The organism is Achromobacter spanius (genome assembly GCF_002966795.1).
Classification (GTDB): domain Bacteria; phylum Pseudomonadota; class Gammaproteobacteria; order Burkholderiales; family Burkholderiaceae_B; genus Achromobacter; species Achromobacter spanius_D.
The window spans coordinates 3,207,505-3,231,592 of sequence record NZ_CP023270.1 but is presented as its reverse complement, the minus strand read 5'-3'; the positions used below and the strand labels follow the sequence as shown (position 1 = coordinate 3,231,592).

At 65.6% G+C, this 24,088-nt stretch carries 28 protein-coding genes; 24 read left to right on the top strand and 4 right to left on the bottom strand.

Annotation, left to right across the window (positions count from 1 at the left end):
• The first annotated feature begins 81 nt into the window (after nucleotides 1-81).
• The 3 genes from CLM73_RS14430 to CLM73_RS14420 all read left to right on the top strand — a co-directional run bounded on the left by CLM73_RS14430 (nucleotide 82) and on the right by CLM73_RS14420 (nucleotide 3,005).
• On the top strand, nucleotides 82-495 hold the full coding sequence (locus tag CLM73_RS14430; RefSeq protein ID WP_105241532.1) for a DUF2946 family protein: 414 nt from the start codon (nucleotides 82-84) through the stop codon (nucleotides 493-495).
• A gap of 179 nt (nucleotides 496-674) precedes the next feature.
• On the top strand, nucleotides 675-2,735 hold the full coding sequence (locus CLM73_RS14425) for a TonB-dependent copper receptor (RefSeq protein WP_105239005.1): 2,061 nt from the start codon (nucleotides 675-677) through the stop codon (nucleotides 2,733-2,735).
• A gap of 72 nt (nucleotides 2,736-2,807) precedes the next feature.
• On the top strand, nucleotides 2,808-3,005 hold the full coding sequence (locus tag CLM73_RS14420) for a hypothetical protein (protein ID WP_105239004.1): 198 nt from the start codon (nucleotides 2,808-2,810) through the stop codon (nucleotides 3,003-3,005).
• A gap of 50 nt (nucleotides 3,006-3,055) precedes the next feature.
• Here the strand turns inward: CLM73_RS14420 and CLM73_RS14415 are convergent, their stop codons facing one another.
• The gene (locus CLM73_RS14415) at nucleotides 3,056-3,310 is read right to left on the bottom strand and encodes a hypothetical protein (RefSeq protein ID WP_105239003.1); all 255 of its coding nucleotides are present in this window, start codon (nucleotides 3,308-3,310) and stop codon (nucleotides 3,056-3,058) included.
• Between the two features lie 18 nt (nucleotides 3,311-3,328).
• Nucleotides 3,329-4,150, bottom strand: a complete 822-nt coding sequence (ppk2, locus tag CLM73_RS14410; protein ID WP_105239002.1) for a polyphosphate kinase 2 — start codon at nucleotides 4,148-4,150, stop codon at nucleotides 3,329-3,331.
• A gap of 284 nt (nucleotides 4,151-4,434) precedes the next feature.
• Here ppk2 and CLM73_RS14405 point away from each other — a divergent pair, with 284 nt between their 5' ends.
• The 8 genes from CLM73_RS14405 (at nucleotide 4,435) to CLM73_RS14370 (ending at nucleotide 10,932) form a co-directional block, all read left to right on the top strand.
• On the top strand, nucleotides 4,435-4,644 hold the full coding sequence (locus tag CLM73_RS14405; RefSeq protein WP_105239001.1) for a hypothetical protein: 210 nt from the start codon (nucleotides 4,435-4,437) through the stop codon (nucleotides 4,642-4,644).
• 30 nt (nucleotides 4,645-4,674) lie between these two features.
• Entirely contained in the window at nucleotides 4,675-5,067 is a 393-nt protein-coding gene (locus CLM73_RS14400) for a PRC-barrel domain-containing protein (protein WP_105239000.1), read from the top strand.
• A 60-nt stretch (nucleotides 5,068-5,127) separates the two neighbouring features.
• Nucleotides 5,128-5,406 carry a hypothetical protein gene (locus CLM73_RS14395; RefSeq protein WP_234015629.1) on the top strand — a complete coding sequence of 93 codons (279 nt, stop codon included), beginning with the start codon at nucleotides 5,128-5,130 and terminating at the stop codon, nucleotides 5,404-5,406.
• Nucleotides 5,407-5,425: 19 nt separating this feature from the next.
• Nucleotides 5,426-6,409, top strand: coding sequence for a Ku protein (locus CLM73_RS14390; protein ID WP_105238999.1), 984 nt, complete (start codon nucleotides 5,426-5,428; stop codon nucleotides 6,407-6,409).
• Nucleotides 6,410-6,411: 2 nt separating this feature from the next.
• The gene (ligD, locus tag CLM73_RS14385; RefSeq protein ID WP_105238998.1) at nucleotides 6,412-8,952 is read left to right on the top strand and encodes a DNA ligase D; all 2,541 of its coding nucleotides are present in this window, start codon (nucleotides 6,412-6,414) and stop codon (nucleotides 8,950-8,952) included.
• A gap of 132 nt (nucleotides 8,953-9,084) precedes the next feature.
• Nucleotides 9,085-9,630 carry a cytochrome b gene (locus CLM73_RS14380; RefSeq protein ID WP_105238997.1) on the top strand — a complete coding sequence of 182 codons (546 nt, stop codon included), beginning with the start codon at nucleotides 9,085-9,087 and terminating at the stop codon, nucleotides 9,628-9,630.
• Between the two features lie 33 nt (nucleotides 9,631-9,663).
• Nucleotides 9,664-9,903 (top strand): DNA-3-methyladenine glycosylase, encoded by a 240-nt coding sequence (locus CLM73_RS14375; protein WP_105238996.1) that lies wholly within the window; start codon nucleotides 9,664-9,666, stop codon nucleotides 9,901-9,903.
• A 159-nt stretch (nucleotides 9,904-10,062) separates the two neighbouring features.
• On the top strand, nucleotides 10,063-10,932 hold the full coding sequence (locus CLM73_RS14370) for a symmetrical bis(5'-nucleosyl)-tetraphosphatase (RefSeq protein ID WP_234015628.1): 870 nt from the start codon (nucleotides 10,063-10,065) through the stop codon (nucleotides 10,930-10,932).
• Between the two features lie 10 nt (nucleotides 10,933-10,942).
• Here CLM73_RS14370 and CLM73_RS14365 read toward each other — a convergent pair whose 3' ends face one another.
• The gene (locus CLM73_RS14365; RefSeq protein WP_105238994.1) at nucleotides 10,943-11,227 is read right to left on the bottom strand and encodes a hypothetical protein; all 285 of its coding nucleotides are present in this window, start codon (nucleotides 11,225-11,227) and stop codon (nucleotides 10,943-10,945) included.
• A 213-nt stretch (nucleotides 11,228-11,440) separates the two neighbouring features.
• Here CLM73_RS14365 and CLM73_RS14360 point away from each other — a divergent pair, with 213 nt between their 5' ends.
• Together CLM73_RS14360 and CLM73_RS14355 are read left to right on the top strand one after the other, a co-directional pair.
• Complete coding sequence (locus tag CLM73_RS14360) at nucleotides 11,441-12,880, top strand: NAD-dependent succinate-semialdehyde dehydrogenase (protein ID WP_105238993.1); 1,440 nt, start codon at nucleotides 11,441-11,443, stop codon at nucleotides 12,878-12,880.
• A 335-nt stretch (nucleotides 12,881-13,215) separates the two neighbouring features.
• Nucleotides 13,216-13,839: a class I SAM-dependent methyltransferase gene (locus tag CLM73_RS14355; protein WP_234015627.1), complete on the top strand. Its 624-nt coding sequence runs from the start codon at nucleotides 13,216-13,218 to the stop codon at nucleotides 13,837-13,839.
• A gap of 60 nt (nucleotides 13,840-13,899) precedes the next feature.
• Here CLM73_RS14355 and CLM73_RS14350 read toward each other — a convergent pair whose 3' ends face one another.
• Nucleotides 13,900-14,652: a carbonic anhydrase family protein gene (locus tag CLM73_RS14350; protein ID WP_234015626.1), complete on the bottom strand. Its 753-nt coding sequence runs from the start codon at nucleotides 14,650-14,652 to the stop codon at nucleotides 13,900-13,902.
• 242 nt (nucleotides 14,653-14,894) lie between these two features.
• On the opposite strand from CLM73_RS14350, the gene CLM73_RS14345 reads away from it, so the two are divergent.
• From CLM73_RS14345 to CLM73_RS14295, 11 genes are all read left to right on the top strand, one after another.
• On the top strand, nucleotides 14,895-15,131 hold the full coding sequence (locus CLM73_RS14345; RefSeq protein WP_105238992.1) for a lipopolysaccharide assembly protein LapA domain-containing protein: 237 nt from the start codon (nucleotides 14,895-14,897) through the stop codon (nucleotides 15,129-15,131).
• A gap of 78 nt (nucleotides 15,132-15,209) precedes the next feature.
• Nucleotides 15,210-15,650, top strand: coding sequence for a hypothetical protein (locus tag CLM73_RS14340; protein ID WP_158685868.1), 441 nt, complete (start codon nucleotides 15,210-15,212; stop codon nucleotides 15,648-15,650).
• A 39-nt stretch (nucleotides 15,651-15,689) separates the two neighbouring features.
• Nucleotides 15,690-16,187: a glycine zipper 2TM domain-containing protein gene (locus CLM73_RS14335; RefSeq protein WP_105238990.1), complete on the top strand. Its 498-nt coding sequence runs from the start codon at nucleotides 15,690-15,692 to the stop codon at nucleotides 16,185-16,187.
• Between the two features lie 121 nt (nucleotides 16,188-16,308).
• Nucleotides 16,309-17,442 carry a Fic family protein gene (locus tag CLM73_RS14330; protein WP_105238989.1) on the top strand — a complete coding sequence of 378 codons (1,134 nt, stop codon included), beginning with the start codon at nucleotides 16,309-16,311 and terminating at the stop codon, nucleotides 17,440-17,442.
• A gap of 53 nt (nucleotides 17,443-17,495) precedes the next feature.
• Entirely contained in the window at nucleotides 17,496-18,152 is a 657-nt protein-coding gene (locus tag CLM73_RS14325; RefSeq protein ID WP_105238988.1) for a response regulator transcription factor, read from the top strand.
• Nucleotides 18,153-18,165: 13 nt separating this feature from the next.
• The gene (locus CLM73_RS14320; RefSeq protein WP_105241529.1) at nucleotides 18,166-19,557 is read left to right on the top strand and encodes an ATP-binding protein; all 1,392 of its coding nucleotides are present in this window, start codon (nucleotides 18,166-18,168) and stop codon (nucleotides 19,555-19,557) included.
• A gap of 109 nt (nucleotides 19,558-19,666) precedes the next feature.
• Nucleotides 19,667-20,086, top strand: a complete 420-nt coding sequence (locus CLM73_RS14315; protein WP_105238987.1) for a YgiW/YdeI family stress tolerance OB fold protein — start codon at nucleotides 19,667-19,669, stop codon at nucleotides 20,084-20,086.
• 130 nt (nucleotides 20,087-20,216) lie between these two features.
• Complete coding sequence (gene ribA / locus CLM73_RS14310) at nucleotides 20,217-20,798, top strand: GTP cyclohydrolase II RibA (RefSeq protein ID WP_304438791.1); 582 nt, start codon at nucleotides 20,217-20,219, stop codon at nucleotides 20,796-20,798.
• Between the two features lie 249 nt (nucleotides 20,799-21,047).
• Nucleotides 21,048-23,171: a TonB-dependent receptor gene (locus CLM73_RS14305; protein ID WP_199778145.1), complete on the top strand. Its 2,124-nt coding sequence runs from the start codon at nucleotides 21,048-21,050 to the stop codon at nucleotides 23,169-23,171.
• A 3-nt stretch (nucleotides 23,172-23,174) separates the two neighbouring features.
• Nucleotides 23,175-23,729, top strand: coding sequence for a MotA/TolQ/ExbB proton channel family protein (locus CLM73_RS14300; RefSeq protein ID WP_105238985.1), 555 nt, complete (start codon nucleotides 23,175-23,177; stop codon nucleotides 23,727-23,729).
• Nucleotides 23,726-24,085 carry a DUF2149 domain-containing protein gene (locus CLM73_RS14295; protein ID WP_234015625.1) on the top strand — a complete coding sequence of 120 codons (360 nt, stop codon included), beginning with the start codon at nucleotides 23,726-23,728 and terminating at the stop codon, nucleotides 24,083-24,085. The genes CLM73_RS14300 and CLM73_RS14295 overlap by 4 nt, the downstream gene beginning before the upstream one ends.
• Nucleotides 24,086-24,088 lie beyond the last annotated feature (3 nt).

Genomic DNA, 24,088 nt, shown 5'->3' with positions numbered 1-24,088 from the left:
CAACGGGCGATGCAGATGGGCGTTGCCGGCCCGGATTCGGGGCCGGATCCGCGCTACCATCTGCGGCGTCAAGGGGATTTGATGTACAGAAGCGCCACTACGGTTAGACGATGGGTTTCGCTGTTCGCGGCGGCCCTGTTCGTCTTTCAGGCGCTGATTGCCTCCGCGGCGCTCGCCGCGCCCGGTCCCGGCGGAATATCCGGTGCCGCCGGCGCCACCACCATCATCTGCACGGCCAGCGGGCCGCGCGTTGTCACCATCGGCATCGAGGGGGCTGCACAGGGCGTCGAGCAGCACAGCGGCGCCATGCCGCATTGCTGCGTGGCCGGCTGCGCCATGTTGGGCGGCGCCACGCTGCCCGGATTGTGGTTGCTTGCCTGGCTGCTGCCCACGCTGGCGCAGCCCGATACGGCGCCCGCCGCCGACGTTCCTCACTTCACCAGTGCGCACGCCCGCCTGCAGCAGCAGCCGCGCGCGCCGCCATCCGTCGCCTGACGGCATTTCTCTCAGCATCACCGGTTTGCAGCGCCGCGCCCACGGTTGACGGGTGCGCCGCCGCCGGTTAGCGCCTGTCCGCCTCGCCGCTTGTGGCTCGGACCCGTTCCCGGGTTCGGGTGGCTCGGCACGCGTATGCACGGCCTCCGACACACACTCCAAGTTGGTCCAGATTCCCTATGTGCAAGCAACAGCAATTCCTTCGCATGACCTGCCTGGCCGCCGCCATGGCCGCCACTTTTTCCGCTGCCGCGCAACCCGTCCAGGATGGCGTGGCCACGCTCGATCCGGTGGTCATCATGGGCGTGGCGCCCAGCGCGCCGCTGACCTTCACCACCGATCCGAAGCTGCCGCGCCAGCCGCTGCCGGCCAGCGACGGCACCGACTATCTCAAGACCATTCCCGGGTTTTCGGCCATCCGCAACGGTGGCACCAATGGCGATCCGGTGCTGCGCGGCATGTTCGGTTCGCGTTTGAACATCCTGACCAACGGCACCTCCATGCCCGGCGCCTGCCCGTCGCGGATGGACGCGCCCAGCTCGTATATTTCGCCCGAGAACTTCGACCAGCTCACTGTCATCAAGGGACCGCAGACCGTGCTGTGGGGGCCGGGCGCTTCGGCTGGCACCGTCCGCTTCGACCGCGACACGCCTCAGTTTGACGAGCCGGGCGTGCGCTTTGATGGCAGCCTGACAGGCGGCTCGTTCGGCCGCAACGATCAGACGGCGGACCTGACCATCGGCAACGAAAAGGTCTATACCCGGATCACCGCCAACCACTCGCATTCGCAGGACTACAAGGACGGCGACGGCAACACCGTGCCGTCGCGCTGGGACAAATGGAATGCGGATGTCACGCTGGGCTTCACGCCGGATGCCGACACGCTGTATGAACTGACCGCCGGGACGGGCGACGGCGAGGCCCGTTATGCGGGCCGCGGCATGGACGGCTCGCAGTTCAAGCGGGAAAGTTTTGGACTGCGCTTTGAAAAGCGGAACCTCGGGCCCGTGCTGAATCAGGTCGAGGCACAGCTGTACTACAACTACGCCGACCACGTCATGGACAACTACACGCTGCGCGCGCCGGATCCGTCCAGCGCGATGGCGATGGCCATGGCCTCGGATGTGGACCGCGCGACCTGGGGCGGACGCGTTGCCACCACCTGGACCCTGTCGCAGGACACCAGCCTGGAGGCGGGGATGGACTTCCAGCAAAGCCGCCACCGCGCCCGCAGCGGCACGGACACCGTGTCTTACAGCAGCCAGCCGTGGGTCAAGGATGCAGATTTTTCCAACACGGGCGTTTTTGGCGAACTGACCTGGCGTGCCGCGCCCGGCAGCCGCATCATCGGCGGCGCCCGCGTCGACTGGGCGTCGGTCAAGGATTTCCGGCAGACCACCGGCGGCATGATGATGGCCATGCCCAATCCCACCGCGGGCGAGCGCCGCAACGATACGCTGCCCAGCGGCTTCCTGCGCTATGAGAAAGACCTGGATTCGCTGCCCGCCACGCTCTACGTCGGGCTGGGCCACGTCGAGCGGTTCCCGGACTACTGGGAGCTGTTCTCACCAAAGCGCGGGCCGGCCGGCTCGGTCAACGCCTTCCAGGGCGTCAAGCCGGAAAAAACTACTCAGCTTGATTTCGGCGCACAGTACAAGACCGAAACGCTGGACGCCTGGTTCTCCGGATATGCGGGCTACGTGCAGGACTTCATCCTTTTCAATTACACGTCCGGCGGGATGATGGGCGCCACCTCTCAGGCCACGAACGTGGATGCCCGGATCTTTGGGGGGGAATTCGGCGCTTCCTATGCCGTGTCGCCGAGCTGGAAGCTGGGCGCCACGTTGGCCTACGCCTGGGGGCAGAACCGCAGCGACGGCCGGGCGCTGCCCCAGATTCCGCCGTTGGAGGCCAAGCTCACCGCCGCTTACGACGACGGCACGTGGTCGGCGGGCGCCTTGTGGCGCATCGTGGCGCCGCAAAAGCGGTATGCGCTCAACGAAGGCAACGTCGTGGGCAAGGATTTCGGTCCCAGCGCCGGTTTTGGCGTTTTTTCCCTCAATGCCGGTTACGTCGTGAACAAGCAGGTACGACTGTCGCTGGGCGTGGACAACGTGTTCGACAAGACTTACAGCGAACACCTGAATCTGGCGGGGAACGCCGGTTTTGGCTATCCCGCGGGGACGGCGGTGAACGAACCAGGGCGCAGCGTCTGGGCGCGAGTCAGCGTCCGATACTGACCGAAACGGGGTTGGGCACGCTACTTGCTGAAAGGGGGGTGAGGGTCATTCCTTGTCTTATGGAGAAGCATCATGGAAGTTTTCAACTACACGCCCACGTTGTCCACCCCCCAGCCCATGACCAATGGCGAACGCTGCGCGCTGCGTACGCTTGCTGCAGCGCAGCAACTTTTGCACCCGGAGCGTCCGCCAGCCGTTCTGATGTCGTCCGTCGAGGCCGAATTGGCCAAATATGTAAAAGATACCTACCGGCCGCGCACGAGCTGGTAAGACCCGGGTGGCAACACGCGAGGACGGGCGCCGCGGAATGACGGCGCCCGTTACTCGATCGGCGCGCGCATCACCAGCGCCGAGATGGTGTGATTTTTCCAGAACATCTGATGGATTCGGGGCAGCAGCGCTTGCAGCTCCGGTTCCGTCACGCCGTCGAACGTGACCAGCACCGCCGGACGATCGCCTTCGCTGGGCACCCGCTTCACGCCATCCGGGGCGGGAAAGCCATACTTCACCAGGAAAGCCCGGACTTCTTCGTCGCTGGTGGTGTCTTCGACCTGATTGATGAGCAGCGCTGCCATGGCGGGAATCTCCGGAAGTCAGAACTTTTCAGGCACGTACCGGAACGGATGCTCCGGCTGCGTGTAACCCTTGGCCTTCTGCCGCTTGGGCAAAGTGATCTTTTCCTTGGGGCCGACGGTGTAGGGAATGTGCTCGAGCAGATGGGTAATGATGTTCAGCCGGATTCGCTTCTTGTCGTCGGAACGCCCCACGTACCAGGGCGAGATGGCGGTATCCGACGCCTTGAACATGTCATCGCGCGCACGCGAATAGTCGTACCAGCGGCTGTACGAATCCAGATCCATCTTCGTCAGCTTCCAGGTCTTGCGCGCATCGGTGATGCGCGACTGCAGCCGGCGCGTCTGCTCGGCTTCAGTGACTTCCAGCCAGTATTTGAAGAGCAGGATGCCGGAGTCGATCATCACACGTTCGACCAGCGGCACGGCTTTCAAAAAGGCATCGACCTGCGCCTGGCTGCAAAAACCCATGACCCGCTCAACGCCCGCCCGGTTGTACCAGCTACGGTCGAAAATCACGACTTCGCCGGCAGCCGGCAGATGCGGCAGGTAACGCTGCATGTACATCTGGGATTTTTCGCGCTCGGTGGGGGCGGGCAGCGCCACGACGCGAAAGATGCGGGGGCTGACGCGCTCGGTCAGGGCCTTGATGGTGCCGCCCTTGCCGGCGCCGTCGCGCCCTTCGAACACGATGCAGACCTTGGCGCCCGTATCGACGACCCATTGCTGCAACTTGACCAGTTCGACATGCAGCTGCGCCAGTTCGCTTTCGTACTGCTTCTTGGATAGCTTGGCCGTCCCGGTTGCCTCGGGGGAGGCCTTTTGCTTTTTCTTGTCGCTCATCGTCGCGCTCCGGAAGTCTTCCTGCCACGAATGAACGGCGCACGAAGGCGCCACCTGTGATCTGAATATATTGCCGATTCTGGGCGGTTTGGGACCGCGTTACCAATGGAAATTTGGTGCCGCAGTCTGCCGTGCCATGGGGCGGATGGGGCGGGGCGCTTTATCCGGGAACGGTATTTGCTGTCGGGGTCCACGGCCACGTTTCCGCTGGCCGCAGTTATTCCAAGGTGACGAAAATGGAACCAAGACATTCCGTTGAGCAGCCAGCTTCCCAGGACAACGCCGTGGAAGCGACTTCGACGCCGGACGACCTGCCGGTGCGTCCTGCAGGTGGAGGGGCGGGCGGATCGGCGGCCCCCGGCGGCGCGCCGCCGGTCAAGCCGTCGGACGCCAGCGATAACGCCCAGGGCAACGAAGTCAGCGCCGAAGATATGGAGCCGTCCGACGCTTCCGAATCCAATCCCGATCCGGCCGAGTCGCAGCGCACGTCCTGACCACCGAGAGACCCCCGAGGAGATCCGATCATGATCGTTAAGACCGCAATGTTGGGCGTGGCTGTCTTGCTGGGCACCGCTGGCGCCGTATCCACCGGATGGGCGCAGGGCACGCCGCAGTCCGTGACCGAGGTCCGTGTCGATGTCGCCAAGGTCGAGGCCGGCTACCGGGCCTCGAAGATCATTGGGGCGACCGTCTACAACGGCAACAAGGAAAAGCTCGGCACGGTGGATGACCTGATCATCGGTCCGCCCGATTGGGCGCCGTATGCGGTGTTGTCGGTGGGCGGGCTGCTGGGGGTCGGCAACCATCTGGTGACGGTCCCGCTGTCGAAGATGCAGATTGCCGGCGATCAGTTCCAGCTACCCGACGCCACCAAGGACACGCTCAAGGCGCTGCCCGAATTCAAGTACGCCAAGTAAGGCGGCGCGGGGCAGCCCGCCCCGCACCGCGTGTCCTCATCCACACCCGCAGGAGGCCGCATGCAGATCGAACCCGTCGCCGAACCCCGCCGTCGCGAGCCGCGCTCGCGGTCATTGGTTGCGCAGATCAAGGATATTGACGCCCGCAGGCCCGATTTTCCCGGCGAACACCTGATCGTGTTTGGCGTGGGCGCGCTGCTCATGCTGACGGGCATGCGCAGCCGCAGCGTTTTGCGGCGCACCCTCATTACCGCCGCCGGGACCGCCTTGATCGGCCGCGCGGCAAGCGGAACCGGCGGCATTGCCCGCGTCGCCCGGATCGTCAAACGCCTGGGCTGATCACGCGCAGGAGACCGTCATGGCAGCAAGAACCATATGGAAAGGGGCGATTTCCTTCGGGCTGGTCCACATTCCGGTGGGCCTGCACACAGCCACGACCGAGTCCGGCGTCGATTTCGACTGGCTGGACAAGCGCTCGATGGACCCGGTTGGCTACAAGCGCATCAACAAGCGCACCGGCAAGGAAATCGACAAGGAAAACATCGTGAAGGGCGTGGCGTACGAGGACGGCAAGTACGTCATCGTGTCGCCGGAGGAGATATCCGAGGCCTATCCCCGGACGACCCAGACCATCGAGATCCAGCAGTTCGTGGACGCCGGGGGCGTGCCGTTCGTCTATCTGGAGCGTCCTTACTACGTTGCGCCCATCAATAAGGGGCACAAGGTGTATGCCTTGCTGCGTGACACGCTGGTCAAGACCGGAAAGATCGGCATCGCCAAGGTGGTGATCCAGACCAAGCAGCACCTGGCCGCGCTGATCCCGTCGGGCGATGCGCTGGTGCTGAACCTGATGCGCTGGGGCGACGAGGTCAAGTCGGTGGAAGGGCTGGACCTTCCCAAGGCCGGCGCCAAGAACATGACGCCCAACGCCAGCGAAATGAAGATGGCGAAGATGCTGGTCGACGACATGTCCGGCGAATGGGATCCCGAACAGTACAAGGACGAATTCAAAGCCGCCGTGATGGAGCTGGTCGAGCAAAAAGCGAACGCTGGCGAGACCGAGACGGTCATCGAGCCGCAGGAATCGTCGCCCGCCTATGCCGACAACGTCATTGACCTGACCGAGCTGCTGCAACGCAGCCTGAAGGGGGGCAAGGGCGCGTCCAAGGCGCCGGCCGGCAAGACGGCGGCCAAGTCCGCCAAGAGCGCAGGCAAGACGGCCACGAAGGCGACAGGCAAGACCGCCAGCAAGGCGACGACGAAGACGACGACCAAGACGGCGGCCAAAACCTCTGGCAAAACGGCAAACAAAACGGCGAGCAAAGCGCGCAAGGCGGCCTGACCATGGCTGACACCCTGAAGAAGTACCGCGAAAAGCGCAACTTCGAGGTCACGTCGGAGCCCGCCGAGGGTGGCGAGGCCAACGAGGACGCGCGCGCCTTCGTCATCCAGAAGCACTGGGCAAGCCGGCTGCACTACGACTTTCGCCTGGAACTGGACGGGGCCATGAAGAGTTGGGCGGTACCCAAGGGACCTTGCTACGACCCGGCCGTCAAGCGCATGGCGGTCCAGGTCGAGGACCACCCGATCGCCTACAACCAGTTCGAGGGGCAGATCCCCGAGGGCCAGTACGGCGCGGGCAAGGTCATCATCTGGGACGAAGGCACGTGGATGCCCGTGGGAGATCCGCGCAAAGGCTACCGGGAAGGCCATCTGAAGTTCGACCTGCAGGGCGTCAAGATGCAGGGCCGTTGGGCGCTGATCCGCCTGAAGGGCAAGGAGTCCGAAAAACAGCCGCCCTGGCTGCTCATCAAGGACCGCGACGATTTTTCGCGGCCAGAGCGGGAGTTCAGCGTGGTGGACGAAATGCCGGACAGCGTGGTGCCGCTGCGCAAAACGGGGAAGGGCGCGAAAGCCAAGCCCACGTCCAAGTCAAACGCCCAGCCCGCCTTGCCAGGCGTAGCCGCCGACTTGCCCGCGCAGCTGAAACCCCAGCTAGCCACGCTGGTGGACGGCGTGCCGAAGCACGCGCCGGACTGGTTGTACGAGATGAAGTTCGACGGCTACCGGCTGGTCGCCCGGATCGAGGGCAAGGATGTCCGTCTGTTCACCCGCAACGGCCACGACTGGAGCGCCAAGCTGCCGCATCTGGTCGAGGCCTTGCGCGAGTTGCCCGCCAAATGGGCGTGGGTCGACGGGGAAATCGTGATGCTGGACCGCGAAGGCATTCCGAATTTCCAGTCGCTGCAGAACGCCTTCGACAACGATCGGACGCAGGACATCGTGTTCTACGCCTTTGACCTGCCGTTCATCGGGCAGCGGGACTTGCGCCAGGAGCCGCTGAGCGTGCGGCGGGCGCTACTGCAGCAATTGATGGACACGGCCGAAGACGATCATCTGCGCTTCAGCGAAGCTTTTGAGGCCGCGCCGTCGGATCTGGTGGCAACCGCGTGCCGGATGGGACTGGAGGGCATCATGGCCAAGCGCCTGTCCTCGCCTTATGTGTCCCGCCGCAGCGACACCTGGGTCAAGGTCAAGTGCGCCCGGCGTCAGGAGTTTGCCATCGTCGGTTATACGGCGCCCAAAGGCAGCCGCGCCGGACTGGGGGCGCTGCTGCTGGCGGTCACGGAGCAGGATGGCAGCCTGCGCTATGCCGGCAAGGTCGGCACGGGCTTTGACGACGCCAGTCTCGTGTCGCTGCAAAAGCGCCTGTCTGCCATCGAGACGGACAAGAAGCCGGTCGCGAATTCGCCAGCCGCCGGCGGCGTGCGCTGGGTCAAACCGGAATTGATCGCCGAAGTGTCGTTCGGCGAATGGACGAGCGGCGGCCACATCCGTCATTCCGTGTTCCGGGGCCTGCGGCAGGACAAGCCGGTGAAGGCGATCTCGCGGGAGAAGGCGGTGCCGGTCGAGGACATCGACGGCGACGCGGGCACCCGCAAATCCGCTTCGAAGGCTTCGTCGGCGACCAAATCCGCAGCCAAATCCACGCCCACCAGCAAAACCGGCCGCGCCAAGGGCGGCAAGCTCACCAATCCGGACCGGGTCATCGACCCGTCCACCAAGCTCACCAAACTGGACCTTGCGCGCTACTACGGGCTGATCGCGCCGCTGATGCTGGAACATCTGAAGGGGCGCCCGGTGTCATTCCTGCGCGCGCCCGCCGGCATCCAGGGCGAGTTCTTCTTCCAGAAGCACCTTGAAGCCGCCATGCCCGGCGTGAAACCCTTGCCTGCCAAGCTCGATCCGGATCATCCGCCGCTGCTTGAAGTACCGACGGCAGAGGCCATCCTGTCTGCCGTGCAGATGAACGTCGTCGAGTTCCACACCTGGAACGCCGTCAAGACCGCCATCGGCAAGCCGGATCGCATGATGCTCGATCTGGACCCGGGCGAGGGCGTCCAATGGCCGGCGATGCAGCAGGCCGCCAACCTGGTGCGCGTGCTGCTGCAGGAAATCGGCCTGCAAGCCTGGCTAAAGACCAGCGGCGGCAAGGGGCTGCACGTGGTCGTTCCGCTGCGCAAGCAGTACGACTGGGACACAGTAAAGCGCTTTTCCCAGGCGATCGTCCAGCACCTGGCCCGCACGCTGCCGCAACTGTTCGTGGCCAAGAGCGGCCCGAAGAACCGGGTTGGAAAGATCTTCGCCGACTACCTGCGCAACGGTTTCGGCGCGACAACGGTATGCGCGTGGTCTGCCCGCGCCCGGCCGGGCCTGGGCATTTCGGTCCCGGTCACGTGGGACGAGCTGGACAAGCTGACGAGCGGAGCGCACTGGACGATCCAGGATGTTCACACCCGGCTGGATATGGGCAACACGCCCTGGGACGACTACACGCCGCAATCGCTAACGGCCGCCATGTCGGCGATGGAGTTCAAGCCATGATGCGTACGCGTGCGCACCTGCCCGGCCGGCTGTCGGGAATTGCAAATCGTTGCATTCGGCCCCCGGCGCGTTGGCACAATGCTCGGAGCAGGATTTTCCTTGTGCAGCACGGATCTCCGAAGGAGGCTCCTTATGCCACCCCGCGTCGCCGCCTCAAGCGTCAAGGACCATCCGGAAGGGTATGGAATCGTCAGCCGCGTCCTGCACTGGCTCATGGCCGTGCTGCTGGCATGGCAGTTCACCAGCGCGGCATCGCGGCAATTCCTGCCGGACACGCCGATCGAGGATTTCTTCTGGGCCACGCATACGTCGCTGGGCCTGTTGCTGCTGATCCTGGTGCTCGTGCGCGGCGCGTGGGCCATTGCCAACTGGGGCAAGCGGCCCGACAGCGGTTTGCTGGCGGGCTTCGGACATCTTGTCCTGTATCTGCTGATGATCGCCATTCCCACGCTGGCGCTATTGCGGGCCTATGGGCGGGGCAGGGGCTATTCCGCCTTCGGCATCCAGATTTTCAGCCCCCGCGATCAGGAGATCGAAGACCTGGTCGAACTCGGCAACGCCTGGCACGGACTGCTGGGCTGGACGCTGCTGGCGCTGGCCGTGGGTCATATCACGATGGCCTTCCTGCACCGCAGGGCGGATGGTCGGCGGGTATTGACCCACATGACCAAGGGCTGACGGCCGGCGGGGCGTCTGTCACGGGAGGAAACCATGCAGCGCGATGAGCTTTTGGCATTGATGATCTCGGTTTCCGCACCCGCTCCCCGGCTGGACGAGTGGGATCGGGTGCTTTCGCTCTATGCGGGATACCTGGAAGGGGTCGCGCCCAAGCTGTCCGAAAAGGAATTGGGCAACTTCATCGGCGCGGGCGCCATGTTCTACCGCACGCTGTGCCAGGCGGATTCCTATCGGCAGGAATCCGTTTGGGGGCGCCGCAAGAAGGAGGGTTAGTCCCCGGATGCAAACGTTTACATGGGCATGGGGCTTGCTGGCCTGCCGGCACGAAACCATTGATTCGTGCCAGCAAATGGCCAGCGAGAAGGACAGTACATGCTACGCAGACGGGTAAGACAGCCAATCCGCCGACTCCCCATCACCCCCGCAGCGACCTTGGCCGGCGATCCGCCGCTAACGGAAGACGCGCCGGATACACAGCGGCCCGCCATCTGGGCAATCGGCGACGTACATGGCTGCTGCCAGTCGCTGGACGCCTTGCTGGCCAGCCCGGAGATCGCGGGCGACCCTGACTGCAGATTCTGGTTCGTCGGCGACCTCGTCAATCGGGGGCCCTCAAACGCGGAGACGCTGCGCCGGGTCATGTCCCTGGGCGACCGGGCCACCGTAGTGCTGGGCAACCACGATCTGCGCGCCCTGGGCGTTGCCGCGGGATGTCTGCGGCCGGACGCCCGCGACACCCTCGGCGATCTGTTCGACGCGCCGGATGCCGAGCTGATGCTGGATTGGCTACGCGCGCAACCCCTCATCCACGTGCAGGACCGTCACGTCCTCGTGCATGCGGGCCTGTATCCCGGATGGGACGTGCTCCAAGCCTTGGCGCATGCCGGGGAGGTCGAGGCCATGCTTCGGGACAGCGAATGGCGCCGCCACATGCGAACGCTATCGGGCGCCGCGCCGCTTGCCTGGAGCGCCAAGCTGGACATGCAGCAACGCCTGCGCTTCATCGTCAGCGCGTTCACCCGCATGCGGCTGTGCACCCGCAACGCGTCGCTGGCGCCCGGCGCCAAGTCCACGCCCGGGCGCTGGCCACGCGAAACCCTGCCTTGGTTCGACCTGCCGCGGCGGGCGGGCGCCGACAAGACCATCGTGTTCGGCCACTGGGCGACGCTGGGCTTGCTCGTGCGCTCGGACGCCGTGTGCCTGGACACGGGCTGCGTGACGGGCGGCCCGCTCACGGCTTATCGGCTGTCCGACCGCAAGCTGGTACAGGTGACGCGCGAGGCGCTCGCCCAGGTTGCCTGACCGGAGCCGGTCATGCGAACAGGCGGTACGCCACGCCCAGGCTGAACAGCAGGGCGGTGCCGATGGCGTAGAAAGCCAGCGACAACCAGGCGCTCAGCGGCACGCGTACCGGCGCGTCGGTCTCGGCGTGGCGCCGGGCCGTCAGCGGGTCAGGCAGGACTTCTTCGTTGGCGGCTTTGGGGCTGAAGCGCGGGCGGGTGACGGCGTCTGCGCTGCGGGCCACGGGCGCAATGCCCAGGGAGACAAGGCGGGTGCCGGCGGGAGTCGGCGTCAGAACGGGTTCCGGTGAGCTCATGAAAAGCCTCCGCAGTGAGAGTGGGTGACGAAAGGCGCAACGCCTACAGCAAGCAGCGTGCCCAACCCTTGCCCGTCAGCCGGACGGTCCGCGCACGGCCCACTTCCCGTCTCCTGCCCAAACACTTACGATACGGCAGGCGCCGGGCGTTTCTCGCCGCGCTTGCCCGAATCGACTGACACGTGACGGCCGCATTTCAACCACGGAGCATTCATGAACGGTTACCCAGATACTCTTCTCCTGATCGACAACGAATGGCGCGAGGCCCGCGGCGGCGCGCGCATCGACGTCGTCAACCCCGCCACCGGCCAGAAGATCGGCCAAGTGGCCAGCGCCTCCCGCGAGGACCTGGACGCGGCGCTGGCGGCAGCGCAACGCGGCTTCGAGACGTGGCGCGACACCTCTGCCCACGAGCGCTGCGCCGTCATGCGCAAGGCCGCCGTCCTGCTGCGCGAGCGCGCGGACGACGTTGCACGCCTGCTGACGCAGGAGCAGGGCAAGCCGCTCGCCGAAGCGCGCGGCGAAGTGCTGGCCGGTGCGGACATCATCGACTGGTTCGCCAACGAGGCGCTGCGCGTCTACGGCCGCATCGTGCCGTCGCGCAACCCGGCGGCCCAGCAATTGGTCATCAAGGAACCGGTCGGCCCCGTCGCCGCGTTCACGCCGTGGAACTTCCCGGTCAACCAGATCGTGCGCAAGCTGGGCGCGGCACTGGCCACGGGCTGCTCCTTCCTGGTGAAGGCGCCGGAAGAAACCCCGGCCTCGCCGGCCGCGTTGCTCAACTGCTTTGTCGACGCCGGTATCCCGAAGGGCGTGCTGGGCCTGGTGTTCGGCTCGCCGGCCGAGATTTCCAGCTACCTGATCCCGCACCCGATCATCCGCAAGGTCACCTTCACCGGTTCCACGCCGGTCGGCAAGGAACTGGCCGCCTTGGCCGGTCGCCACATGAAGCGCGTCACGATGGAACTGGGCGGTCACGCCCCCGTGATCGTGGCCGAGGACGCCGACGTCGAACTGGCCGTCAAGGCCTCGGGTGGCGCGAAATTCCGCAACGCCGGTCAGGTCTGCATCTCGCCGACCCGCTTCCTGGTGCACAAGAACGTCAAGGCCGCCTTTGAGCAGGCCTTCGTGGCCCATGCCGAAAAGCTGAAGCTGGGCGACGGCCTGACCGAAGGCACCACGCTTGGCCCGCTGGCCAACGACCGCCGCCTGGCCGCCATGGACAAGATCGTCAAGAACGCGGCCGAGAAGGGCGCGCGGGTGGCAACCGGTGGTCAGCGCGTGGGCAGCGCGGGCAATTTCTTCGCCCCGACCATCCTGACCGACGTGCCGCTCGAGGCCGATATTTTCAACGAAGAGCCGTTTGGTCCCATCGCGGCCATCCGCAGCTTCGAAACCTTGGACGAAGCCATCCGCGAAGCCAACCGTCTGCCGTTCGGCCTGGCTGCATATGGCTTCACCCGCTCGATCAAGACGGTGCACGAGCTGTCGCGCCGCCTTGAAGTGGGCATGCTCTGGGTCAACCAGCCCGCGACGCCTTCGGCTGAACTGCCGTTCGGCGGCGTGAAGGATTCCGGCTACGGTTCCGAGGGTGGTCCCGAGGCGCTTGAGGCGTACCTGGTCACCAAGGCCGTGTCGGTCGTGGGCGTCTAAGTCCGCGTCAGGCCCCGCCTGACTAGAAACAGGCCGTATCCGAGTCACCTCGGATGCGGCCTTTTCGTTGGGGGCCGCGGGTTCGGGTTTTGATTGCGCTTTCCTGCCGGCGCCCATCTTTTGGATGTCTCTCGTCTGGGCGATAGCCGCAGTCGCCTGCATGCGGCAGAATCGGCGCTGCACACTCCGGCGCGCCGCGCCTTCTCTTCTTCGATCCTTTTCGCCGTTCTTCATTTGACAGGGTCGCTTACGCACCGTTGCCGGTCGCGCCCGCCGCCCGCAGGTAAGGTCTCTCTGACCATGTCGCCCCGGAGATAGACGTTTCGATGTTTTCCATGCCGCCCCTCAAGACCCTTGCCCGGCACAAGTCCCACGCCGGCCCGGCCATGAATTGGCTCAAGGAACGCAAGCAGTTCGTCAAGGCGCTGCTGTCCAACCCGGCGGCGGTTGGCGCGGTGGCGCCTTCCAGCGCGGCGCTGGCCGCTGCCATCACGGAATCGATCCAGCCGCGGGCCGGTAAAGTCCTCGAACTGGGCTGCGGAACGGGCGTGTTCACCCGGGAAATGCTGCGTAAAGGCATTGCGCCGTCCAGCCTGGTTCTGGTGGAGCAGGACTCCGACATGAGTTCCAGCCTGCGCAGCCAGTTTCCCGAAGCAGCCGTCCTGCAGGTGCCGGCGCAGGATCTGTCGCGGGACAGCCATCCGGAGCTGCACGGGATCAGCGCGGCCATTTGCGGCCTGCCGCTACGGAACATGAGCGGCGCGCATCACCATAAGCTGCTGACCGCCGTCTTCGAGGCAATGTCGCCGGGCGGCTCCATGCATTTTTTCACCTATGGCGTGAAATGCCCGATCTCGGCGGGGGTGCTGGACGCGTGTGGACTCCACGCGCGGCGGGTGCGCTTTGTGCCGATGAACCTGCCGCCGGCCTCGGTCTATAGCCTGAGCCGGACACGCTGAAGGCGGGACGGGCGCGCAGCGATGCAGCGCGCCCGCGGGTGCGTCTTCTGAGGGGGATGGCTATGCCAGGAACGTCAGCATGCCGTTGCTCAAGTCGTACATTGACCCGACGATCTTGATCTTTCCTTCCTTTTCCAGGCCGGCAAGGATCGGGCTGTTCTTGCGTATGGCCTCGACGGTGTGCAGCACGTTGGTCCGCGCCACGGCGTCCACGAACTGGCCATTTTTGCCGCTCCGGTCTCCTGTGTACTTCGTCGCCTCGACCGCCGGCTTGATGACGTCCAGCAAACCGGTCAGATGGCCGAGCTGGACATTGTCGATCGCCCCGGCCACCGCGCCGCAGGCAGTGTGGCCCATCACCAGAATCACCTTGGCGCCCGCCGCCGCGCAGGCGAACTCCATGCTGCCCAGCAGATCGTTGTTGGAGATGTTGCCGGCGATGCGGCCGTTGAAGGTCTCGCCGATGCCCGTGTCCAGGATGATCTCGGCGGGCGCGCGCGAGTCGATGCAGCTCAGGATCACCGCCGCCGGAAACTGACCCAGGGCGCTGGAGCGCTTCTGCGCAAGATAGTCGTGCTTCTGAGGCTTGCCCGTGCGAAAGCGCGCATTGCCCCGCTTCATCATGTCGATCACCTGGTCCGGCGTCATCGCGTCGCGCTGCGCCTGCGTGAGCGATGCGGCCTGCGCGCCGCCGGGCGCAAATGCCACGCCGGCCATCGCTGCCGCGCCCGCGCCAACGCCGGCCTTCAACCAGCCGCGCCGCCCCAGGTCCAGAGGGTGCCCAGCCATGCAACAATCCTTGATCGCTTCCATGAGGTGTCCCCTATAAGCAGCCCACAACGATAGACCGCGGGACGCGGCTACTCGATGTTGGGCCGGCCACACATGCCGTTTTCGCGGCGAGAGACATTCTGTTCCTGTTTGCGGCAGTGAACAATGGCCGGCGCGTGGCCCTGTTTTTCTTGTTTTCGTGCCGGATGAGTGGCATAGTTTTCCGCACGACGGGCCCCAAGGCGGCTTCGGGGCGGTTCGACAACGAATACGAAAGGTGCCCCATGCGATACCTGTACATCGTATTGATCGTGTTGCTCACGGCGATGGTTCTGTCGTTCAAGATCCAGAACTTCGAATCCGTCACCCTGACGCTCTGGACCTCCACCTTCACTTTGCCGGCGTCGGTTCTCGTCATCGGCGTCTACATCCTGGGCATGCTCACAGGCGGCTTTCTGCTCAGCCTGCTGCGTTCCGCCTTCCGTGGGGCCACCGGCCGTCCCGCCGGTCCCCCCCCCTGAAATATTCCCCAAGCGCCACCCGGTTAGCCGCCGTGCGTCCGCAGTCTGGGCGCGAACGCGTACTTAGGAGCAATCCCGATGAAAAGGTTATTCCTTGTCCTGTCCACGTGCGTGCTGGCCGGCTGCGCCGGCACGGTCGCGACGAAGAACGATCTGGCCAAGTACGGCACGCCGCCCAGTGACGACGACCTGTACCAGTACATGTCGACGCTACGCGATTCCATGCCGCCCACCCGATACGTCAGCTATCGCGACAAGGGATATGCCGAATCCGTGAAGAAGACCACGGTTGTGGGCGAGGACGGCAAACCGGTGTCCGCCTGGCAGTATGACTTTGAAGTGGCCGGCTACGACCAGGCTGGCCCCGACCAGCCGCAATGGACCGCGCGGCGCGTCGTGTTCTTCAACGGCCGCGCGATAGGCGGCTTCGATGCCAATGGGAAGTTCATGCGCACCAGCGCCCAGCCGCCCGCCGCGGCAGCGCCCGCGCCCGCAGCCACGCCGGCGCAGCCGCGCTAGGCCCGGCATTTCCCATTCCGCCGTTCCGGAGAACCCATCATGCACAAGCCTCAGCAGGCCATCCCGCGTCGCCCCCTGACCCTTATCGCCGCAGGCGGCATCCTTGGCCTGGCGGCCATCCTTGCCGGTTGCGCCAACCCGTCCGCATCCTCGCGCGTCTACACCTTCGACCAGGCGCAGCGCGCCCAGACCGTCACCCTTGGCTATGTGATCGGCGTGCGGCCCGTCACCATCCAGGCCAGCCAGACCTCGGGCCTGGGCGTCATCGCCGGCGGCGCGCTGGGCGCCGTCACGGGTAGCGCCGTGGGCGGGGGCTCGGGACGCCGCATCACCACTGTCGGCGGTGCGGTAGGCGGCGCCATGGCCGGCAACGCCATCGAAAACGCCAGCGCGCGCCGGGCGGGCCTGGAAATTACCGTGCGCCTGGACTCGGGCGACGTGCGCGTCATCACCCAGGAAGCGGATGTGCCGATTTCCACCGGCCAGCGCGTCCAGATCGTGACGCAGGGCGGCGTCAGCCGCGTGGGTGGTATTTGACGCGGCGGGAGCGGCATCTGGCGGCGGGCTTTGGCCGGATGCGGTGATTAGGGTGATTATTCTCCGCAGAGTTTGCGGAGAATAGATTGCGAGTGCGGAGATTAGCCGCCATAATCTCCGCATGACACGCGGAGAATATCTTTACATCTGGCAGGCCCCTGACTGGCCGCAATGGCGCTTCGACCTCGAAGCGCTGGCTGGACCCTTGGCCGACGTCAGCCTCGCCCAAGGAATGTTGATGGGGCGGCTACGCGATGTGGGCATGCCGCTGCGCGACCAAGCGAGCCTCGGCGCGCTGACAGAGGACGTCGTCAAGACCAGCGCAATCGAAGGAGAAGTGCTGAACGTGGCTTCGGTGCGGTCCTCCATTGCCAGACGCATCGGCGTGGATATCGGCGCGCTGGCCCCGGTCGATCGCCACGTAGAGGGCGTCGTCGAAATGGTCCTCGACGCGACCGGCAACTGCCATGCGCCCGTCACGCGGGAGCGTCTGTTCGGCTGGCATGCCGCATTATTCCCCACCAGTTACTCCGGCATGTCCCGCATCAACGTGGGGACGTGGCGCACCGACGCCGATGGCCCGATGCAAGTCGTGTCCGGTCCCCTTGGCCGTCAGCGTGTGCACTTTGAAGCGCCTGCGGCAACGCGGGTGGACGCCGACATGCGCGCATTCCTGGCATGGCTGAATGCGCCGGAGCCCGCAGCGGGCCGTTCGATGACGCCGCCGCTGCTCAAGGCCGGATTGGCCCATCTGTGGTTCGTCACCGTGCACCCATTTGACGATGGCAATGGCCGCATTGCGCGGGCCATCGGCGATCTGCTGCTCGCCCGGGCAGACGGCAGTCCGCAACGCTTCTACAGTCTGTCCGCCCAGATCCAGCGCGAGCGCAACGCCTACTACACGATCCTGGAAAACACGCAGAAGCAATCCATGGATGTGACGGAGTGGCTGGCTTGGTTTCTGGCGACGTTGCGCCGGGCGGTGGATCAGGCGCATGAGGTCCTGGATAAGGTGCTGGCCAAGTCGCATTATTGGCAGCGGTGGGGGGCTGAGCCGCTGAACGAACGCCAAGCAAAGTTGCTGAACCGGTTGTTGGATGGATTCGAAGGCAAACTGACCACGAGCAAGTGGGCCGCCATCGCCAAATGTTCGCCCGACACGGCACTGCGCGACATCACCGATCTCCTGAATCGCAACATGCTTCGCAAGTCCCCCGCGGGCGGACGCAGCACCAGCTATGAATTGCCGGATTGACGGCCCGCCGGGCGCCTTAAGATTCACTTCATCCTGTCGCGTATAGTCGGCGCATGCGTATCCTATTGGCCGAAGACGATGTATCCCTGGGCGAGTCGATCGAATCCTGGCTGGAGCTCGACGGCTACGTCGTCGATCGCGTGACGCGCGGCGATCTTGCCGAGACCGCGCTGGCCACGCACGACTACCACTGCGTGCTGATCGACCGCGGGCTGCCCGGCATGACAGGCGACGATCTGCTGCGGCGGCTGCGGTCGCGGCGCAACAATGTGCCGGCCATCATGATTACCGCCCGCGACGCGGTGCCCGACCGCATCGAAGGCCTGGACCTGGGCGCGGACGACTATCTCGTCAAGCCGTTCGACCTGGAGGAACTGTCGGCGCGCATCCGCGCCGCCTTGCGCCGCCGCGACGGCAACGCCACGCCGGCGCTGGAACACGGCGGCGTCTCGCTCGATGTTGCCGCCAAGCAGGTCCGCTACCAAGGTGCGCAGGTCGAGCTGACGGCGCGCGAGTTCGCCATCCTGCACGCGCTCATCCGCCATCCCGGCCACATCGTGTCCCGCGCGCAACTGGAAGAAGCCCTGTACGGCTGGGGCGACGAAGTCGAAAGCAACACGATCGAAGTGCACATCTACAACTTGCGACGCAAGCTGGCGGCGGATCTCATCAAGACGGTGCGGCGCCAGGGCTATCGTCTGGCGGACTGACATGCGCTGGCGCATGACGACATCCAAGCCCCTCTCCAATCCCCCGCGCGGCTATTCCCTGCGGCGGCGGCTGATCGGCACGACGCTCGGCTCCAGCATCCTGGTCGGACTGGTCAGCACGCTCATCGTGCTGGCCATCGCGCGCAAGGAGGTCAACGACGCCTACGACGACTGGCTGGAAGAGGGCGCGCGGCTGGTCCTGGCGCTGGGCGAGGGCAGTATTGGCCGCGTGGCGGGCGAGCGCGCCCCGGCGGACACGCAACCCGCGCTGCGCCTGGACTACCAGTTGGTCTCGCGCACGGGAGAGGTGCTGCTGCGTGGCGAAGACGCACCCAAACGGCCGTTCGTGGATCCCGAGCGACGCGGCGACCGCTATTACGACGTGCGCGCCGACGGCGAGGACTGGCGCGTCTACGTGCGCCATCACGACACCCTGGGGTTTTCGGCGCAGGTCGGCCAAGAGATGGACGAACGCACCGATCTCATCTGGGACATGCTCGAATCGCTGGCCTGGCCGCTGGTCGGCCTGTGGGTGCTGCTGGGGCTGATCAACTGGTTCCTGATCTGGCGGTTGCTCAAGCCGCTTGCGCGCATGACGCGCGGCATCGAAGCCAAATCGCCGACGGACCTGTCGCCCGTCGCTGAGGAGAGCAGGGCGTATGAAGTCCAGTCGATCACGGCGGCGCTGAACCGTCTGCTGGGCCGCCTGGATCACGCGCTGGAAGCGGAACGGCGCTTCACGGCGGACGCCGCCCACGAGCTGCGCACGCCGCTCGCGGCCCTGGCGTCCCGGATCCAGGTGCTGCAACGCAGCCATCCCGCCGAACAGGCCCCGGCGCTTGCCGCCCAATTGCAGCGCCTGCGCGCCGACATGATGCGCACGACCAGCCTGGTCGAAAACCTGCTGCAGCTTGCCCGCCTGGACCCGCAGTCGGCCGATGCCATGCCCCGCGAGCGGCTGGACCTGCCCAACCTGCTGCAGGATGCCGCCGACGCCTGCGCACCCACGGCGGCGGCGCATGGCACGACGATAACGGTTGCCGCCCGCGAGGCCGCACTGGCCGGCAACCGGGACGCGCTCTTTACCGCCTTGCGCAACCTGATCCACAACGCGGTGTCGTACGGCCGCGAAGGCGGGCAGGTGCAGGTCGCTGCCGAACGCGCGGGCCAATATGTCGCGCTCAGTGTGAAAGACGACGGCCCCGGCGTGGCCCCGGCTGATCTCGAACGGTTGACGCAGCGGTTCTACCGGGTGCTGGGCACCGATGTCCCGGGAAATGGCCTGGGCCTGTCCATCGTCGCGCGCGTGGCCGAGATGCACCGTGGAGAATTGCAATTCGGGCCGGGGCTGGACGGCCGGGGGCTGGGCGTCACGCTGCTCGTGCCCATCGACACCGGGGCCTGACGACGACAAATTTCGCGTCCGTGCCCAAGGCTAAGGTCTGCTTCATCTTCGGCGCGTCAAATGGCGCCATGTTCAACAACGAAGCGCAATCCGCGCAAGGAGCTGCACCATGACCCAGACCACCCGTCGTTCCACTTTCATCCGCACGTTCCTGGCCAGCGCGGTGCTGGCCGGCGCTACCGTTGCAGGCGTGGCGCATGCCCAGGGCTACACCGGTCCCAGCACCGGCAAACCGGCGGCTCAAGGTTATAGCGGCCCCAGCACGGTGGCCGTCACCACGGTCAAGGAACTGCTGGCCAATGGCCGCGATGACCAGAACGCCATCCTGCGGGGCCGCATCGTCTCGCACGACGGCGACGATCACTACACGTTCGACGACGGCACGGGCCAGATCCGCGTCGAGATCGACCACGACGATTTCCCCGCCGGCCAGAAGATCGACGACAAGACCCAGGTCGAATTGCGCGGCGAACTGGACCGCGACCGCAACAACGTCGAGTTCGATGTGGACAGCGTCCGCGTGATGTAAAGAGCGTGCGGCGGGCGCATACGGTATTCTGTCGGCCTCAAGTCGATACCCGTACCTGTTTGTCGTGAATCCCGTAACGCCCCCCGCCGCGGTCCAACTGCCCGAAGCCACCATCCGCGCCACCGTCCGGTTGCCCATCCGTCTTGCCGACGGCTCCGAGGCACAGGCGTTGGCGTACAGCTTTCACGGCCTGGCCGACGCCCGCGACCATCTCGCCCTCAAATTCGGTCAGCCCGGCCCGCAACCGCTCGTCCGGCTGCATTCCGAGTGCATGACCGGTGATGTCTTCGGCTCGCTGCGCTGTGATTGCGGCCCGCAATTGCAGGAAGCGCTGCGCCTCATGAGCCAGGAGGGCGGCTATCTGCTGTACCTGCGCCAGGAAGGGCGCGGCATCGGCCTGTATTCCAAGATCGACGCCTATCGGCTGCAGGAATTGGGCTACGACACCTATACCGCCAATCTGGAACTGGGCCACGGCCTGGATGACCGCGACTACACGCCGGCGGCCCAAATGCTGCGCGCATTGGGCGTCGACAATCTGGAACTGCTCACGAACAATCCAGACAAGCGCACCCAGCTTGAACACATGGGCATCCGGGTGAGCGGCTGCCGCCTGACGGGCGTCTATCCCAACGAGCACAACAAGGGCTATCTGCTGGCCAAGGCGCTGCGCACGCAGCACCGGATCGAGCTCGGTCAGACCGAGGAATGATGGCCGCGCCGGCCCGATAACCGGCCGCCGGCCGCGCGAGTTCTGCGCGCGGCGTCCGAAACCGAGTCCGGTCGGCAATCCGCTCCCTTTGCATAGTTCATACGCGCCCACCGGGCGCGTAACTATATGCAAGTTGAATGTGATGTTATAACATTACGACGCTTTGCCGGGGTCGCGGCTCCGCGCGCCGATGCGCGCCAGTCGGCCACCCGGCGACACGCAGAAAATTTCATCCCATTCGAGAAGTCAATGAAGAAGCATCACCACCCGGCGATCCAAAACCGCCGGCAACGCCGGGGCGCGCGCGCGGCCATGGCCGCGATCACCCTGGGCGCCGTCTGCGCCGCGCAAGGCGCCGAAGTGTCCCCCGCAAACCCGCAGTCCGCGCAACGCGTTGCAGTCAGCCCGCAGCCGGTGGAACTGAACCCGGTGGTCGTCACCGCCACCCGCAATGAACAGCGCCGGGACGATGTCGCCTCGTCGATGGAAGTGGTGGACGGCGTCACGCTGGATGAAACGGTGGGCAACACATTCCTGGACCGCCTGAAAAAGAACGCCAGCGTGGACGTGATCCAGTATCCGAATGGATTGGCAGGTATCGGCTTGCGCGGCTTGCGGCCCAATTTCGAGTTCACGATCAACCCCCGCACGCTGGTGCTGATCGATGGCCGTCCGTCCGGCTCGACCAGCTTCACGACCCTGTCGCCCGAGAGCATCGAGCGCGTGGAGGTCCTGAAAGGACCGGCGTCGTCGCTGTACGGCGCCTCGGCCATGGGCGGGGTGGTCAACATCATCACGCGCCGTTCCAGCGGGCCGATCGGCGGGTCGGTGAGCGTGGGTTATGGGTCGTTCGACACCCGGCAGACGGATCTGGCGCTGGGCGGTTCCATCGACGAGCGCACCGACTTCGATCTGGCACTGGGCTACGTGAACCAGCACGGCGACTTTCGGACCGGCGCCGGGGACAAGCGGCCGAACAGCGACTTCCGGCGCACCTCGGGCAAGGCCCGCATCGGCAGCGACCTGACCGACCGCGTGCGCCTCGACGCGACGCTCGACTGGGCCGACCTGAACAACAACGCGCCGGGTCCGGTCAGTTTCGATCCGCCCAACGCGTCCGCCAACCAGACGGACCGGTTGGGCGGCGATATACGCCTGCAGGTCTCGCCGGACGACCACCTCATCACGGCGGTGGTGTATGCCTCGCGCGAAAACTACAACTACATCACCGTGCCGCCCGCGGCATCGCGCTATCGCTCCAGTCGCACCGAATCACGTTATGTCGGCATGCAGCTGCAGGATGTGTGGACGTTGACGCCGCGACACACCTTGACCTACGGCACCGACTGGCAGCGCGTGGAGGCCAATCGCTACAGCTACAACGCGAGCGGCGACCGGCTTGCGCCCTACAGCCCGAATGAACGGCGCGACAGCAACGGCATCTTTGCCGAGTGGGGCAGCCGCTGGCTTGAGGACCGCCTGATCCTGACGCTGGGCGGGCGCATGGACTGGATCGAATCGAGCACCCTGTCCACGCCGTACAAGAACACGTTCTCGCCGGGATCGTCGCGCTTTACCAGTTTCAACCCGCGTGGCGGCGCCGTGTACAAGCTCAATGAATTCTGGCGCGTACATGGGTCCGCCGGCACCGCGTTCGCGCCACCGCAGGGCAGCGAACTGGCCGGCGAAAACGTCGAGTACGCCGGATCCCAGCGGCGCGTCAGCATGGGCAACGCAAACCTCAAGCCCGAGCGCAATCGCAGTTGGGACCTGGGCCTGGGCTATGCCGACGACCGCGTCGACGCCGACCTGACCTATTTCGACTCGCGCATCCGCGATCGAATCCGCTCGGTCATTGTCAGCAATACCCCGCAGGAACGGATCAGCAGCTACGAAAACGCCAATGACTCGCGCATGCGGGGCATCGAGGCACGGCTGGCGGTCGATGCCGGGCAGTGGTTCGGTCTGCCGGCCAACCGCGTCGGCCTGTCGGGCAGCCTTACACGCCTGATCCAGGCGGAAGACTTCGACGCCAGCGGCCCCGTGCCCATCCGCAACGTCGCCAAGTGGAAGGCAAACATGTCGCTTACGGTCAGCAATGGCCGGGCATTGTCGGCCACCGTGACCGCGCGTCACGTCGGTACGCGTTATGACAACGACAACAGCCAGGGCAGCATCTACACCGGCGGGCGCGGCGGCCTGTTCGGCAACGAACCCTTCACCGTGGTCGACCTCTCCGCGCGCTGGAACGTCACGCCCAAGGATTCGCTGCGCTTTGACGTGGCTAACGTGTTCGACCGCGACTACTACGAAAAGGCCGACTACGTGATGCCGGGCCGCGCCTATTACCTGCGCTACACGCGGATGCTGTAAGCCATGGAGATCAAATCCCTGCTGGAAGGCATCGCGCAACTGCTGTTCCAACCCATCATCGCCTTGCTCATCGTCCTGGTGGCATGGACGCTTCTTGCGCTGGGCATGTTCACGCGCAGCGCGGTTCAACGGCTGCGCGGGCGTCGGCCGGCCGTGGCGCACTACACGGCGCGCATCGACGATGCGGCGCAGGCCGCCGCCGATCCGGTGGACATCCGGATCGAACAGGTGCTTGCCCAGGCCGACCATGCCAGCCTCCGGTCGCTCAACGCGGTCCGATTTGCGGTCCGGTGCGGGCCGTCGCTCGGGCTGATCGGCACCCTGATCCCGATGGCAGCCGCACTCAGCGGTCTGGCGCAGGGCGACCTGCCCGCGCTGGCGAATCATATGGTGGTGGCGTTCTCATCCACCATCGTGGGCATTGCCGTCGGGGTGGTGGCGCACGTCATTGTCATGGTGCGCGAAGGGTGGCAGCGGCAGGATCTGGACGCGATCCGGCTGCATGCCGAGCGCGTGCTGCGCCGCCATGAGGCGGCCGCCGACGGAGCCGCCTCGTGAAGCCGCGCATGCGGTTTGCGCGGCGGCACGGCGACAGCGCGGTCCATGACGATCCGCTGGCCGGCGTGGCCAACCTGTTCGACGCGAGCCTTGCCTTCATCGTCGCCATGGCATTGGCGCTGTTTTCGGTGCTGGGGTCGACCGACCTGCTGAGCGACGACGCCAGCTGGACGCTCACGCGCACCACCGCCGATGGAACGCTTGAGGTGGTAAGCAAGGAGAAGCAGCAGATCAAGGTCGAACGCGTGACCGACCAGAAGCTGTCGGGACAGGGCCATCGCCTGGGCACCGCCTACCGGCTTCCCGACGGCCAGGTCGTCTACGTTCCCGAACAAGGCGCGGAGGCGCCCAAATAAGTG

Coding starts and splice junctions, on each gene's coding strand:
- CLM73_RS14430 (WP_105241532.1), top strand. CDS start 82: ATGTACAGAAGCGCCACTACGGTTAGACGATGGGTTTCGCTGTTCGCG.
- CLM73_RS14425 (WP_105239005.1), top strand. CDS start 675: ATGTGCAAGCAACAGCAATTCCTTCGCATGACCTGCCTGGCCGCCGCC.
- CLM73_RS14420 (WP_105239004.1), top strand. CDS start 2,808: ATGGAAGTTTTCAACTACACGCCCACGTTGTCCACCCCCCAGCCCATG.
- CLM73_RS14415 (WP_105239003.1), bottom strand. CDS start 3,310: ATGGCAGCGCTGCTCATCAATCAGGTCGAAGACACCACCAGCGACGAA.
- ppk2 (WP_105239002.1), bottom strand. CDS start 4,150: ATGAGCGACAAGAAAAAGCAAAAGGCCTCCCCCGAGGCAACCGGGACG.
- CLM73_RS14400 (WP_105239000.1), top strand. CDS start 4,675: ATGATCGTTAAGACCGCAATGTTGGGCGTGGCTGTCTTGCTGGGCACC.
- CLM73_RS14395 (WP_234015629.1), top strand. CDS start 5,128: ATGCAGATCGAACCCGTCGCCGAACCCCGCCGTCGCGAGCCGCGCTCG.
- CLM73_RS14390 (WP_105238999.1), top strand. CDS start 5,426: ATGGCAGCAAGAACCATATGGAAAGGGGCGATTTCCTTCGGGCTGGTC.
- ligD (WP_105238998.1), top strand. CDS start 6,412: ATGGCTGACACCCTGAAGAAGTACCGCGAAAAGCGCAACTTCGAGGTC.
- CLM73_RS14380 (WP_105238997.1), top strand. CDS start 9,085: ATGCCACCCCGCGTCGCCGCCTCAAGCGTCAAGGACCATCCGGAAGGG.
- CLM73_RS14375 (WP_105238996.1), top strand. CDS start 9,664: ATGCAGCGCGATGAGCTTTTGGCATTGATGATCTCGGTTTCCGCACCC.
- CLM73_RS14365 (WP_105238994.1), bottom strand. CDS start 11,227: ATGAGCTCACCGGAACCCGTTCTGACGCCGACTCCCGCCGGCACCCGC.
- CLM73_RS14360 (WP_105238993.1), top strand. CDS start 11,441: ATGAACGGTTACCCAGATACTCTTCTCCTGATCGACAACGAATGGCGC.
- CLM73_RS14355 (WP_234015627.1), top strand. CDS start 13,216: ATGCCGCCCCTCAAGACCCTTGCCCGGCACAAGTCCCACGCCGGCCCG.
- CLM73_RS14350 (WP_234015626.1), bottom strand. CDS start 14,652: ATGGAAGCGATCAAGGATTGTTGCATGGCTGGGCACCCTCTGGACCTG.
- CLM73_RS14345 (WP_105238992.1), top strand. CDS start 14,895: ATGCGATACCTGTACATCGTATTGATCGTGTTGCTCACGGCGATGGTT.
- CLM73_RS14340 (WP_158685868.1), top strand. CDS start 15,210: ATGAAAAGGTTATTCCTTGTCCTGTCCACGTGCGTGCTGGCCGGCTGC.
- CLM73_RS14335 (WP_105238990.1), top strand. CDS start 15,690: ATGCACAAGCCTCAGCAGGCCATCCCGCGTCGCCCCCTGACCCTTATC.
- CLM73_RS14330 (WP_105238989.1), top strand. CDS start 16,309: ATGACACGCGGAGAATATCTTTACATCTGGCAGGCCCCTGACTGGCCG.
- CLM73_RS14325 (WP_105238988.1), top strand. CDS start 17,496: ATGCGTATCCTATTGGCCGAAGACGATGTATCCCTGGGCGAGTCGATC.
- CLM73_RS14320 (WP_105241529.1), top strand. CDS start 18,166: ATGACGACATCCAAGCCCCTCTCCAATCCCCCGCGCGGCTATTCCCTG.
- CLM73_RS14315 (WP_105238987.1), top strand. CDS start 19,667: ATGACCCAGACCACCCGTCGTTCCACTTTCATCCGCACGTTCCTGGCC.
- CLM73_RS14305 (WP_199778145.1), top strand. CDS start 21,048: ATGAAGAAGCATCACCACCCGGCGATCCAAAACCGCCGGCAACGCCGG.
- CLM73_RS14300 (WP_105238985.1), top strand. CDS start 23,175: ATGGAGATCAAATCCCTGCTGGAAGGCATCGCGCAACTGCTGTTCCAA.